This is a genomic window from Synechococcus sp. A15-127 (assembly GCF_014280215.1).
GTDB lineage: Bacteria > Cyanobacteriota > Cyanobacteriia > PCC-6307 > Cyanobiaceae > Parasynechococcus.
The window spans coordinates 1,579,961-1,592,725 of the sequence record NZ_CP047948.1 but is presented as its reverse complement, the minus strand read 5'-3'; the positions used below and the strand labels follow the sequence as shown (position 1 = coordinate 1,592,725).

Sequence of the window (12,765 nt, the reverse complement as noted above, 5' to 3'; positions counted from 1 at the left end):
ATGGCCAGCCTCGGGGTCAATATTGATCACATCGCCAACATCCGCCAGGCCCGGCGCACGGTGGAGCCGGATCCTGTTCCCATGGCTCTGCTCGCGGAACTGGGTGGCGCCGATGGCATCACCGTGCATCTGAGGGAGGACCGTCGGCACATTCAGGACAGGGATGTGGAGTTGCTGCGTCACACGGTGCGCAGCCGGCTGAACCTCGAGATGGCGGCCACCGCTGAGATGCAGACGATCGCTCTGCGCATCCGGCCGGACATGGTCACGCTCGTTCCGGAACGGCGTGAGGAGGTGACCACGGAAGGGGGGCTGAACATCGTCGGACAGACCCCCGATCTGAAGTGGCTGGTGGCGCGGCTTCAGGACGAGGGCATCCCCGTGAGCCTGTTCGTTGATCCTGACGCGGAGCAGCTGGAGGCCTGCCAGACCTGCGGAGCCCGATGGGTGGAACTGCACACCGGGGCCTATGCCGAGGCGGACTGGAATCGCCAGCCCATCGAGCTGGCCCGCATCCAGGAGGGCAGCACCATCGCCCGTCAGCTCGGGCTGCGGGTGAATGCCGGTCACGGCCTCAACTATCAGAACGTTGAGCCTGTTGCTGCGATCGCCGGCATGGAGGAGCTCAACATCGGCCATACGATCGTGGCCCGTTCCGTGGCCGTCGGACTGCAACAGGCGGTACGCGAGATGAAAGCTCTGATTCAGAATCCACGACAGGATCCCCTGTTCGGACAAGCTCCCGGATGAGCAAATACCACTTCGTCGCCGCCAGTCAACGGTTCCTCACCGAGGAAGAGCCCCTTGAGGAGGTGCTCAGGGAACGGCTCCGCAATTACGCCGAGACCGATAAATCCGTCGATTTCTGGCTCGTGCGCCAACCCGCTTTCCTGGCGGCACCCGAGTTCGCCTCGCTCACTGCGCAGCTGCCACAGCCTTCTGCGGCGGTGGTCTCCACGGATTCGACCTTCATCACATTTCTGAAGCTGCGTCTGGAGTACGTGCTGGTGGGCAGCTTCGAGGCCCCCTCCACCGAGATCCCTGACGCTCTGGCCAGCAACGCCTGATGAATCTCAGTTCCTTACCCGTTTCGCAACGGATCGCTCTGCTGGTGAAGGCTCTCGACGGTGCGGAGAAGACCAACCGTGCGCTCGCCACCTGCGCTGACGCCGACGCCATGGTGGAGATCCTGCTCGGGGCTTCAGCCAAGCTCGGTCTCGGGCTGACCCGTCGTGATCTCACCGAAACTCCACCGATCCGCGACTGGATCTGGTTCAAGAACAATGATCCACTGATCACCGTGGGGGATGCCAAACCGCGGTATCGCCGGGAGCAGCCCACGAAGCCGGAGCCTGATGCTCCCCGCCGTCGCTTCCTCGGGCTCTTCTGAGCCTGACAGGTGTGCGGTTGCTGATCAGAATCACAACTCTCCCCGGTCGATCCCTTGCCAGCCCTGCGTCAGCACCACTGGGTCATCGGTGATGTTCACGGCTGCGATCGATCCCTGGTGTCCTTGCTGGCGGTGTTGCCCTCTGACGATCATCTGGTGTTCTGCGGGGATGTGATCAATCGAGGTGAGGGGATCGAAGCCGCGATGGATCTGGTGTGGACCCTGGTGAGGCTGGGGCGTGCCACCTGGCTGCGCGGCAACCATGAGCAGGACCTGATCGATGCGCTGGAGTCGAGCGGCGACGGCTCCGATGAAGCCCTGTTCAGCCAGGACACCGTCCGCCAGCTCGGGGAGCGACGCACACGCTCCTGGCTCGATCGCCTTCAACAGTTGCCGTTGATTTTCCGCGCTGAAGGCTGGAGTGCCACGCATGCCGGTTTCAACAGCGACGGGCAGCCCGATCTGTCGATCCGGGACCCCTTCTGGGAGTCCTATGACAGCCGCTACGGGCGGGTGGTGATCGGCCACACTCCACGGCCAACGGTGGAGCGTCATCGGCGCATCGTCCTGGTCGACACCGGTGCCGTTTACGGAGGCCTCCTCTCGGCTTACTGCCCGGAGACCGATGCCGTGGTGCAGGTGCAGGGATCCGGAGACGGATGCCTCTTCCCACGGCCTGATGATCTGCATCGCGTTCCGAACGTTCTTGCCGGGGATGCCACCAGTTGCTGACGCTCTATCGCAGCAACCGCGCTGAGTTTCTCGCTGCGCTTCTGGCCCGTCAGCTCAAGGAGGAGTGTCCCGGGCCGATGGAAACGGTCGAGGTGATGGTCAACACCTGGCCCACCAGCCGCTGGCTGGGGGAACAGCTCGCTGCCGCCAACGGCATCAGCTCGCTGGTGCGCTTCCCCTTCCCAGGCAGCCGGTTGCGCCAGCTGGTGCGTCTGGTGCTGCAGCTGCCTGCGGAGGAGGACGACCCCTGGCGGGCCGGACGACTGGTCTGGGTCGTATTGGATCAGTTGCCGGAACTGCTCCGGGAGCCGCAGGCGGCTCCTCTGCAGCGCTGGCTGGAGAGACGGGAAGCCTCCGTTGAAACCCTGAGCCGCGACCGCTGGCAGCTGGCCCGCTCGATCGCCGATGCCCTCGATGACTATGCCCTCTATCGACCGGACACCCTCACGGCCTGGCGCCACGGTGATCTCAGGGCGCAGGCGGACTGGCAACCGCTCCTCTGGCGCCGCTTGGCTGAGGTGCTCCCCCGGGAGCCCTTCGGTCTGCAGGTGCGTGAGGCGGTGCAGCGGTTGCGGGAGGGAACGGTGCGCCGGGAGGATCTGCCACACCGTCTCCGCCTTTTCGGCATCAGCGCTCTGGCCCCTGTGCAGGTGGAGTTGATCCAGGCACTGTCGGGCTTGGTGGATGTGGAGATCTACTTGCTCACCCCCTGTCGCGATCTCTGGCAACGCTGCGGCAGCAGGCGTCTCGAGCTGGGTGCGGACTGGCTGGAGCCCCCGGACGGAACCTGGCTTGAGAAGGCTCCCCGGATGGAGGCCACCCTGGGCCGTATGGGGGCGGAGTTTCAGCAGTTGCTGGAGGGATCCGGAGAGACCCAGCTCGGGGAGGTGCGCACGGGGGATCTGTTCGCCGATGGCGTCAGCATCGCCGCTGCCTGCAACCGGCCGCCGACACTTCTCGAGCAGCTGCAGACCCAGCTTGCAGAGGCCGAAACGACGGATGCCGCGGATCAGGCCACCACGTTGACCCGCAGCCCGAACGATCAGTCGCTGCTGTTTCAGTCAGCCCCCGGTCCCTGGCGGGAAGTGCAGCTCGTCCGTGATCGCATCCTGCAATGGCTGGCATCGGATCCGGAACTTGAGCCCAGGGATGTGCTGGTGATGACCCCCCAGATCGATCGGGCAGCACCGCTGCTGGCATCCGTGTTCAATGACCGCGGCGCGACGGGAGTGGACCTCCCCTGGCGCCTCACCGATCGCAGTCAGCAAAGCAGTCCGGGCCTGTCGATGGCCATGCTTGATCTGCTGCAGCTTGCCGGCGGACGTCTGACGGCCAGCGGCCTCGAGCGGCTCCTGGCCAACCCGGCGGTTCAGCGGCAGCAGGGGCTGTCGGCTGAGGAGAGCGCTCTGCTCACAGCCACCCTGCAGCGCAGTGGATTCCGTTGGGGCCTCGATGCTGATGAGCGGGGAGGCGATCCAACCCACAGCCTTCGCTGGTGTCTGGATCGCTGGCTGCTCGGTCTGGTGCTTCCCGATCAGAGAGGTCTGGCGCCCGGAGGTGTTGCACCGTTTCATCAGGATCTGGATCCGGATCGGCTGGCACGCTGGTGGTCCCTGCTGGATCGGCTGGGGGGGTGGATCGCTCAGTTGCGCCGTCCGCAGCCCTGTGCGGGGTGGGTGGAGCAGCTGCAACGTCTGCTCAAGGACCTCTTCGGGAATGGTGGCGCCTGGGAGCGGGAAGGTCAGAGCTGGTTGGCCGCTCTTGAGGAGTGGCGCCGACGTGCCGAGACCTGCGAGCTCGACCTGGAGGCATCGGTGGTGTTTGAAGTGTTATCTGAGGCTCTCTCGGTCGACAGCGGTCGCTTCGGTCATCGCAGCGGCGCCCTCACGGTCAGTGCCCTGGAGCCGATGCGGGCCATTCCCCACAAGGTGATCGTGCTGATGGGTCTGGATGGGCGGGATTTCCCGCGTCAGAGCAACCGACCGGGCTTTCATCTGCTGGAACAGCAGCGCCAGCTCGGCGATCCCCGCGGAGGGGATCAGGATCGCTACGTGCTGCTTGAGGCTCTGATGTCGGCCCGACAGCATCTCCTGATCAGCTGGTGCGGACGCAGCGAGCGCACGGGTGAGGAGCTGCCACCGGCTGCACCCGTTGACCAGTGGTTGCGATCGCTGAGGAGCCAGCTCTCCCCGGAGCAGGCAGAAGGACTGCTGCTGACGCCGCCTCCCAGTCCCCTTGATCGCGCCAATTTTCAGATCAAGGCGCCACTCAGCTGTGATCGCCGTCAGCTCGCGGCACGCCTCTGCCTGGATCAGCCGCGCCCTCCCGCCCCGGAGGGACTGGCCTTGCCTCTGGTCTGGGATCCCCCCGAGCCCCCCGATCCGCCCGAGCCGTCTGCGTTGCCGGTGGAGGAGCTGCTGCGCTGGATGATCCAGCCGCAGGCGGCCTGGTTGCGGCACCGCCGGCTTCATCCCGGAGAGGGGGTCGAGCCGGTGCGTGATCTGGATGATCTGGAGCTGGACGCCCTGCAGCGTCATGGCCTGCTGGAAGAATCCCTGGATCTGCATCTTCTCGGCAGGGACCGTCCCGATTGGTGTCGCGATCTGGAGGGCCGCGGCGTCCTTCCGGCGGCGGCAGGAGCCGCGCTGGAGCAGCAGGAGCTCCTGGATCGCTGGGCAGCACTGGCTGCTCAGATTCAACCCTTCGGCCCATGCCGTCGTGAACAGCGGCTGCTCGCCGGTGCTGCTGTCCCGCTTCTGTACGCGGGGGACACCCAGTTCGTGGTGCAGGTGGGACGGCCCGGCGCCCGCGGGGTGATGCGGGCATGGCTCCAGCATCTGCTGCTGTGTGCTGCCGATGACCCTCCGATGGGCACTGGAGTGGTGGGTCGAAGCACCACGAAGGCAGGTGCTGAATTGCTGCTGCTCTGGGATCCTCTGCCGGTGGAGGAGGCTCTGACGATCCTCAGCGACCTGCAGCGTCTGGCGCAGGATGGCTTGTCGCAATGCTGGCCCGTGCCGCCGAAAAGCGGCTGGCAGATGGTCTGGCAGGAGCAGCGCAGGTGCGGCAGTGGTGAACAGGCATTCCGTCAGACCTGGCTGGACGAACGGGATTCACCGGCGATGCAACTCTGCTTCGGTGTTGAGTCGGACCCGGCTCTGCTGCTGCAGGCTCCCGGATTTGAGAACGCATCCCGCCGGCTCTACGAGCCGATTCTCCGCGCCCGCAGGACTTGAACATGAGGCAGATCCACTGCTTCACGAGCCAGTGGTCTGCCCTGCCGACGAAACTTATTCAGAACCTCCTGGTCGTGCTGCGGTTCCGACCCGCTTTCGACACCCAGTCAGCGGATGGTCACCGAGATCCTTCACGCCCCAGAAGCTGATCCTGTCCTCCCAGGCCGGAAAGCCTGAATGCACCATCGGCCGATGAGCAGCGGCATCCACCGCGATGATCAGATCTGCCTGCTCCAGATCCCTTTCCTCCACCTGGCGAGGCATCGGCTGAATGCCTGGATCAAGCTCGATGCCCCGTTCCCGCAGCGCCTCCAGAGCTTCCTTCGCCATCGGACCGACGTTCCCGCTGGCGGGATCCACCTGCAAACCGGCGGAGCGCACCGTCAGCTCAGGCTTGCCCCGGCAGAGATGGCGCAGCAGGGCTTCGGAGAAGCGACTGCGGAAGTCATTGCCTGTGCAGAGCAACAGGATGTTGGTCACGGCCACGTTGGAGCACCTGTCTTCTTGCTCTGGCAAGACAGGTGCTGCCGGACAGTGTTGTTCAACACCTTGATACCAGGCTGTTGTGGGTCATGGACCTGAATTTAAGGAAATTAAACATCAGAAATCTCCGAAGGTGTGAATTTTGTTTGACCAAAGGGAATGCCAGTTCATCTGCGACTAGTTTCATGCAAACGCCAATGCCATCTCGGCTGCTCGAGTGTTCTTTGAGCGCCATCTCTGTGGCTTGGTCTTCAACGATCTGAATCACTGATTCGATGAACGCTTCTTTGTCTCCCAAGTTCCGTTTCGGTGCTGAGTCCAAGAATGGACCGGTCAGCTTTGCGGCATCGCAGACAAAAAGTGCCATGTCGACCTTGACCAATGCTGACTTTCTGCGAAATTCCTGCAGCGGAATGTCGCTCCCCTTCGGTCCTCGCGATCACAGTGAATGCCCCCACCGTGTCACCTCAAGGGTGTTGGCAGGCACGGACTCAGACAGTCTTGAGCAGGTGATTGATGCTGCTTACCGCCAGGTCTTCGGCAACTGCCATGTGATGGAGCAGGAGCGCGCTTCTGTTCTGGAAGCCCAGTTGAAGGACGGTCGTCTCTGCGTGCGTGACTTTGTGCGTGGTCTGGTCAAGAGTGATTTCTATCGTTCTCGTTTTTATGAGGCTGTTTCGCCGAGTCGTGGGATCGAGCTTGCCTTCAAGCATGTCCTTGGTCGTCCGCCACTCAGTCAGAACGAGGTCTCCGGCTGCATCGAACAGCGGGCCCATGAGGGATTTGAGGCCATGATTGACAGTCTTGTGGATTCACCTGAGTACACCGAAGTCTTCGGGGCGGATACTGTTCCTTACGTGCGTGCCTTCACATCAGCCGGTGGCATGTCGATGATGAACTTTGTCAGGATCGCGGCGATGGAACAAAACTTTGCAAGCAGTGATCGTTCCAGAGGTTCTGACAGTATCCTTCAAAGCAACCTGGCATCAGGTTCGGTTCTTAAAATCAACGTCCCGCAGTCCCCTCTTTACATGAAAACTTCGATGTCCTGGTCCGGCAACAACCCTCCGGCGAACTATGAAAAGCTGTGGCGTGGTCTCGCCATCGTTGGAGCCGCTCACCTGGCTGGAATGCTGGTGAATATAATGGCCCAGATGCTCGGTTACAACGGGCTCGATCGGATTCCTGCGATGTTCCTTGGTCTCTGAGCGCTGAATCTCAGAAATCAAAAGTGTTGACGAGGGCGAAGATGTAAAGCCCGGCGATGGCCAGTCCGAACAGCCCGATGGATGTCAATTGGCGTGCCATTGGAAAGATGTCGGCACGCCTGTTGTGGCTCAGCACCTAAATCGTGTCAATCAGTGAGGAGCAATGGTGAGGGAACGCCATCAGACTTCTGATGTCGCTTCCCGGCATGGTGCAGCGGTTTGAGGCCAACACCTACCCCCTGGATCCAGGCCTGTGCCTGCTCGAGGCCAGCGCCGGTACCGGCAAGACCTTTGCGCTCGCCCATCTCTGCCTGCGGCTGATCACCGAAGCGCAGCATCCGCTGGAGCGGCTGCTGGTGGTCACCTATACCGAAGCTGCGGCGGACGAGCTGCGTTCACGCATCGGCCAGCGCTTCCTGGCTGCCCTCGAGGGCCTGGAAGCGCTCGAGACTGAGGCTGTTCCTCCAGCAGCCGATCCGGTTCTTGAGAACTGGTTGGAGCATGCGGCGGACACCACGCTTCGCAGGCAGTGGATCAGCTGCCTGCTTCTTGCGCTGGAACAGCTCGATCGGGCCGATATCACCACGATTCATGGCTTCTGCCGCCGCACGCTGCGGCGGATGGCCCTCAGCAGCGGGGCTGCCATGGATCCTGAGCTGGAGACCGACTCCACCGACCTGCTGCAGCAGGTGGTGCAGGACATCTGGCGTGACCAGCTGCTGACGTTGCCTGCGGATCAGCTGATTGGTCTGCGCCAAAGCGGGCTGTCTCCGGAGGCGATGGTGCAGGCCCTGCGGGTTCTGGACGGGGAGCCACATCCCTGCGTTCTCGCAGAACGGGATGACTTCGACCCCGACGAACCCCTTGCCGGTCAGCTGCAGCTCTGGATGGGGCGCTGCTGGGAGCGTTTTCTCCTTCTCTGGAAGCGGGATGGCGAATCGCTCGAAACACGCTTCCGCAGCAGTGCCGTTCAGTGGAAGGCCCAGGGCTGCAGGGACACAAAGCCCTACAGCGGCAAGCCCCGCACGGATCGTTGCGCCGTGCTGAATCGCTGGATCGCCGATCAGAACGGCATTCCGTCGATGACCGCGATTCGCGCTCAGAAGTCCCTTCTGCGCGACTACTTCCACCCCGGATGCTGGTGCAGTACCGCCAGACGTTGCGGCGAGAGCGATCCCTCGCTGGCGGCAGCGGAGCTGCAGCAGGTGATGGCCGCACTCTGGGACGGACCACCTGAGCGGGTCTGGCGCTTTGTTCTGAACCGCGCGCTCCGGGAGCTTGCCGCGAGGCGGATGCGCCGCGGTGTGATCTCGTTCCCCGGGCTGCTGGCCGCCCTGGATCCAGGAGAGGAGGACGCTCCATGGCTGGAGCCGTTGCGGTGTCGTTACCGGGCCGTGATGGTGGACGAATTCCAGGACACCGATCCCTTGCAGTGGCGCTTGCTGCGCCGGACCTTTGCGGAGCGGGGGGATCATCTGCTGTTGCTGGTCGGTGATCCCAAGCAGGCCATCTACCGATTCCGAGGCGGCGACCTGGACACCTATCTCCAGGCACGCCGTCAGGCGGACCGGATTGATGCCCTTCAGGAGAACTTCCGCACCACACCGACTCTGATGAATGCCCTGAATGATCTGATGCGGCCTGGTCTGGTGCGTTCCGAGCTGCCGGTGCCTGCCGTGGAGCCCCGCAGCGGTGCGCAGGCTCCTCCGCGGGGTTGTCCGCTGCAGCTGCTTCATTGGTGCGGAGAGACTCCGCTCACCAAGACGGCCCTGGCCGAGGAGCTGCCATTGCGCCTGGCCGATGCGGTGCTGCGCCTGCTGCGGGAACGGGACGGCCTGACACCTGCGCAGCTCTGCCTGCTGGTGAGCACCCACCGTCAGGCCACCGAGTTGCGTCGGGCTCTGTCGAGCCGCGGCTTGCCGACCCGTCTCGTGAGCCAGGGGGATGTGTTCGAGACGGAAGCGGCCGTGGTGCTTCAGCGCCTGCTCGATGCTCTCGCCCAACCCGGGGATGAGCGGCGTCTGCGGTTGCTGGCCTGCTCGCCGCTGATCGGATGGCCGCCTGATGATCTGAGCATCGACGGTCGCCTGGACCAGCTCGCCCTGCGGCTGCGTGCATGGGCGGTCCAGCTGACGACGATCGGTCTTCTGGGATGCCTTTCGGACCTTCTGGATGGTGAGCGGATGGCGGAGCTTTCCGATCGCGGCCGGATGCTCGGTGATCTGCAGCAGGCGGCCCGGCTGGTGCAGGAGGTGATGCACCGTCAGGGACTCGACATCGCCAGTGCCGCGACCTGGCTGAGGCGTGAGCGTCTGCACCCTGCTGATCCCGTTCCTGAACCGCGTCAGCCCCACAGCGATCTCGTTGAAAGTGCGATCGCCGTGGTGACCGTGCACCGCAGCAAGGGGCTGGAATATCCGGTGGTGATCTGCCCGACGCTCTGGGAAGGACCGCGGGTCGGGGGTGGTCCGCTCTGGCGGGACGGCGGGGAGGGTGCCTGGCGGTTGCTGCTCGATTCCCGCTGGGGACGGGGGCTGGACCTGGCGCAGCAGGAGGAGACGGCGGCGATGGCTGAGGCGGAACGCCTGGCCTATGTGGCGCTCACCCGTGCGCGCTCCCAGTTGGTGCTCGTCTGGGCCAGGGTCACGCGTCAGGAAGGCTCTCCGCTCGTGAGCTGGCTGTTCGGTGCGGATGCCGTGGGTCAGCCGATCGATCAGTTGACGGATGAGCGCCTCAGTGCGGAACTGGCTGAGCGAGACCTGGCGATCGAGCTGACCAGCCTGGAACCGCCGGATCCGGCACCCCGTCGCTGGCGCAGCCCAGCGCCAACAGATCGTCTCTGCATCGGTGCGGTTCCGCAGCGAATCGACCGCCGCTGGGGCCGCTCCAGCTACTCCGCCTGGACGGCCACGTCGGAGGATCCGGCCCGTCATGAGCAGGGTCGCGATGCCGATCCTGAGGGTGAGGAGATCCTGGATGAGGTCGACGACCACTGGCCGGAGGATGGCCCGCTCCGTGATTTCCCGAGGGGTGCCTCTGCCGGGGACTGCCTGCATCGCATTCTTGAGCAGGTGTCGTATCAGCCATCCACACCGGATCCGGAGTTGGTCGAGGCGGAACTCCGCCGCGCGGGGCTCGACATCAGCTGGGTCCCGTCGGTGCAGCAGGGTCTCCGCCTGGTGGTCGAGACCCCGCTCGGTGGTCCCCTCGGCGATCTGAGCCTCGATCAGCTCGCCCCGGAGCAGCGACACCCCGAACTCGGCTTCGACCTGCCGGTTGAGCAGGTGCGCACGGCCGATCTGGTCAAGGCCTTCCAGGCCGAGCCTGAGGCCCGCTTCGGTGAGGGCTATCTCGAACGGCTGGCGAGCCTCTCGGTGAACAGCCGCGGGTTCCTGACTGGATCGATCGATCTGGTGTTTGTGGATTCCAACCAGCGCTGGTGGGTCTTGGACTGGAAAAGCAACTGGATCGGCGAACGTTCCGGTGATGGCTCAGACGACCGCTGCGGTCCGCGTCATTACACCGATGCGGCCATGGGCCTGCAGATGATCCATCACCACTACCCGCTGCAGGCTCATCTGTATCTGGTGGCTCTGCATCGCCATCTGCGCTGGCGCCTCCCCGGATATTTGCCTGAACGTCATCTGGGTGGTTACGTCTACGCCTTCCTGCGCGGGATGCCCGGTTCCCGTCAGCCCGGCTCGCGTACAACTCCGGGGCGGATCATCGAGCCGGCTCCACTGAGGCGGGTGCTGGCTCTCGACCGGTTGCTGCAGGAGGGGGGACGGTGACCGGAAGCAACTGGCCCGCCGGTTTCGCCGCAGCAGTGCATGCGGTGCTGGTGCGGCATCGACCGCCGTCCGAGACGGATGCCGCTCTCGAAAAGCTGAGTACCGAGCTCGTGGCGGCTCTTGAGCAAGGCGAGCTTTCCCTGCCGCTGACGGCGGAGCGCCGGGCAGTGGCGCGATCCAGCGGCTGGCTGACTGGCGAGGCGGCGCCGCTGATGGTGGAGGGGGAGCGGATCGGCTGGCGCCGCTGGCTCACAGCGATGCAGGCTGTGGTGGATCAGCTGTTGGAGCGGGCTTCCAGGCCTGTGCCCGTCTCCCGCTCCGGTGCGGTCCCGGATCTGCCGCGGGGCCTGAATCATGAGCAGCGCCAGGCGGTGCTGGCACCGGATCACCTGTCTGTGGTGCTGCTCAGTGGTGGACCCGGCACCGGCAAGACCAGCACCGTGGTGGAGATGCTGCAACGGGCGCGGGCCCGCCATCCGGATCTGCGCATCGGCCTGGCTGCGCCCACCGGAAAGGCCTCGCGACGTCTGGCGGATGCCGTTCGCCCCCGATGTCCTGATCTCCCATGCAGCACGCTTCATCGTTGGCTCGAGGCTTCCAGTGCTGGGTTCCGCCGCAACCGGAGCCGGCCTCTGGAGCTCGATCTCCTCGTGATCGACGAGATGTCGATGCTGGATCTGGCGTTGATGCAGGCTCTGTTGGAGGCTCTTCCCTCCGGCTGCCGCCTGATTCTGGTGGGAGATCCGGCACAGCTGCCGCCAGTGGGCAGCGGTGCGGTCTGGCATCGGCTTCAGGACCCTGACGTGCGGGACCGCTTCGGGCCTGCTGCCGTACATCTGATGCACGTTTACCGCAATCGCGGCGCCCTTGCTCAGCTGGCCAGCAGGCTTCGCGAGGACGGTCTGGAGGGATTCGCGCAGGAACTGGATGGATTGCCGCCGGCAGCGAACGTGCTGCATCGACGGGAACCTCTGCAGCGACTGCCGTTGGCGCTGCGGAAGAGCTGGCCCGTGCGTTTGGAGCGTCTGGCTCAGCTGGCATCGGGCCTCGAGATGATGCAGGAGGCCGGTCTGGAGGAGGCGTCCCAGCCATTGCTCAGGCAGCTCGAGCATGATCTGGTGCTCTGTCCCAGACGCCAGGGGCGCTGGAGCCTTGAGGATGTTCATCGCACCCTGCTGGGAGCGGCCGGCGTCCAGGACCCCTGGAGTTGGCCGGTCGGTCTACCGGTGATCTGCGGCAGCAATCAGCCGGAACTTGGGCTCGCCAATGGCGATCTCGGCGTCAAGCTCGGGCTTGGAGAGGGCTCCTGTCTGCTGTTCCGTGTGCTGGGCGCAGACGGCAGCGTCGTGGTGAGGCGGCTGCATCCGGCCCGGCTGCAGCGATTGGAGCCGGCGGTGGCGCTCACCATTCACCGAGCACAGGGCAGTGAGGCGGATTGCGTCACGGTGCTTTGGCCGCAGTCGCTGCAGTCCGATCCCCTGGACCGTCACGCCAGCCGGCTGCTTTACACGGCCATCACGCGCGCGCGTGACACCCTTGAGTTGATCACTCCGGACTGAATGCGGGTCGAACGTCCCTGGGGCTGGTACGAAGACCTCCTCTCCGGAGACGGGTACAAGGTGAAGCGTCTGCTGGTCCGCAGCGGTCGGCAGCTCTCACTGCAACGTCATCACCATCGCAGCGAAAGCTGGACCGTGGTGGCCGGGGATGGCGCTCTTCTCTGCGGTGAGACGTGGCAGGACGCAAGCATCGGTGTGATGCTCACCATCCCCTGCGGCACGGTGCATCGCGCGCGGGGCGGACAGAGTGATCTGATCATTCTTGAAGTGCAGCACGGGGCCGTTTTGCGTGAGGACGACATCGAGCGGCTGCAGGATGATTACGGCAGGGTGATAAGTTAAAGAAGAACCTTTGAAGCGTGGGCA

Annotated in this window: 11 protein-coding genes; 9 read left to right on the top strand and 2 right to left on the bottom strand. The window is 64.4% G+C overall.

Annotation, left to right across the window (positions count from 1 at the left end; all coding sequences use genetic code 11):
* Genes SynA15127_RS08285 through SynA15127_RS08265 form a run of 5 tightly spaced genes read left to right on the top strand, consistent with a single transcriptional unit; the run spans position 1 to position 5,358 of the window.
* Entirely contained in the window at positions 1-750 is a 750-nt protein-coding gene (locus tag SynA15127_RS08285; RefSeq protein ID WP_186483660.1) for a pyridoxine 5'-phosphate synthase, read from the top strand.
* Positions 747-1,067, top strand: a complete 321-nt coding sequence (locus SynA15127_RS08280; RefSeq protein WP_186483659.1) for an MgPME-cyclase complex family protein — start codon at positions 747-749, stop codon at positions 1,065-1,067. The genes SynA15127_RS08285 and SynA15127_RS08280 overlap by 4 nt, the downstream gene beginning before the upstream one ends.
* The gene (locus SynA15127_RS08275; protein ID WP_186483658.1) at positions 1,067-1,390 is read left to right on the top strand and encodes a hypothetical protein; all 324 of its coding nucleotides are present in this window, start codon (positions 1,067-1,069) and stop codon (positions 1,388-1,390) included. Before SynA15127_RS08280 ends, SynA15127_RS08275 begins: the two co-directional genes overlap by 1 nt.
* A gap of 54 nt (positions 1,391-1,444) precedes the next feature.
* Complete coding sequence (locus SynA15127_RS08270) at positions 1,445-2,122, top strand: metallophosphoesterase (RefSeq protein WP_186483657.1); 678 nt, start codon at positions 1,445-1,447, stop codon at positions 2,120-2,122.
* Positions 2,116-5,358: an exodeoxyribonuclease V subunit gamma gene (locus SynA15127_RS08265; RefSeq protein WP_186483656.1), complete on the top strand. Its 3,243-nt coding sequence runs from the start codon at positions 2,116-2,118 to the stop codon at positions 5,356-5,358. Before SynA15127_RS08270 ends, SynA15127_RS08265 begins: the two co-directional genes overlap by 7 nt.
* Positions 5,359-5,412: 54 nt before the next feature.
* Here the strand turns inward: SynA15127_RS08265 and SynA15127_RS08260 are convergent, their stop codons facing one another.
* The gene (locus SynA15127_RS08260; protein ID WP_255475443.1) at positions 5,413-5,844 is read right to left on the bottom strand and encodes a low molecular weight phosphatase family protein; all 432 of its coding nucleotides are present in this window, start codon (positions 5,842-5,844) and stop codon (positions 5,413-5,415) included.
* Positions 5,845-6,116: 272 nt separating this feature from the next.
* On the opposite strand from SynA15127_RS08260, the gene SynA15127_RS08255 reads away from it, so the two are divergent.
* Positions 6,117-7,049 (top strand): phycobilisome rod-core linker polypeptide, encoded by a 933-nt coding sequence (locus SynA15127_RS08255; protein WP_186483655.1) that lies wholly within the window; start codon positions 6,117-6,119, stop codon positions 7,047-7,049.
* A 10-nt stretch (positions 7,050-7,059) separates the two neighbouring features.
* On the opposite strand, the gene SynA15127_RS13560 is transcribed toward SynA15127_RS08255, so the two are convergent.
* Positions 7,060-7,185 carry a hypothetical protein gene (locus SynA15127_RS13560; protein WP_255475442.1) on the bottom strand — a complete coding sequence of 42 codons (126 nt, stop codon included), beginning with the start codon at positions 7,183-7,185 and terminating at the stop codon, positions 7,060-7,062.
* A gap of 70 nt (positions 7,186-7,255) precedes the next feature.
* Here SynA15127_RS13560 and SynA15127_RS08250 point away from each other — a divergent pair, with 70 nt between their 5' ends.
* From SynA15127_RS08250 to SynA15127_RS08240, 3 genes are read left to right on the top strand one after another with little or no spacing between them, the layout of a single operon-like run.
* Positions 7,256-10,840 (top strand): UvrD-helicase domain-containing protein, encoded by a 3,585-nt coding sequence (locus SynA15127_RS08250; protein WP_186483654.1) that lies wholly within the window; start codon positions 7,256-7,258, stop codon positions 10,838-10,840.
* Complete coding sequence (locus SynA15127_RS08245) at positions 10,837-12,399, top strand: ATP-dependent RecD-like DNA helicase (protein ID WP_186483653.1); 1,563 nt, start codon at positions 10,837-10,839, stop codon at positions 12,397-12,399. The genes SynA15127_RS08250 and SynA15127_RS08245 overlap by 4 nt, the downstream gene beginning before the upstream one ends.
* Positions 12,400-12,741, top strand: a complete 342-nt coding sequence (locus SynA15127_RS08240) for a phosphomannose isomerase type II C-terminal cupin domain (RefSeq protein WP_186483652.1) — start codon at positions 12,400-12,402, stop codon at positions 12,739-12,741.
* Positions 12,742-12,765: the final 24 nt, after the last annotated feature.

Coding starts and splice junctions, on each gene's coding strand:
- SynA15127_RS08275 (WP_186483658.1), top strand. CDS start 1,067: ATGAATCTCAGTTCCTTACCCGTTTCGCAACGGATCGCTCTGCTGGTG.
- SynA15127_RS08280 (WP_186483659.1), top strand. CDS start 747: ATGAGCAAATACCACTTCGTCGCCGCCAGTCAACGGTTCCTCACCGAG.
- SynA15127_RS08250 (WP_186483654.1), top strand. CDS start 7,256: ATGGTGCAGCGGTTTGAGGCCAACACCTACCCCCTGGATCCAGGCCTG.
- SynA15127_RS08240 (WP_186483652.1), top strand. CDS start 12,400: ATGCGGGTCGAACGTCCCTGGGGCTGGTACGAAGACCTCCTCTCCGGA.
- SynA15127_RS08255 (WP_186483655.1), top strand. CDS start 6,117: ATGAACGCTTCTTTGTCTCCCAAGTTCCGTTTCGGTGCTGAGTCCAAG.
- SynA15127_RS08285 (WP_186483660.1), top strand. CDS start 1: ATGGCCAGCCTCGGGGTCAATATTGATCACATCGCCAACATCCGCCAG.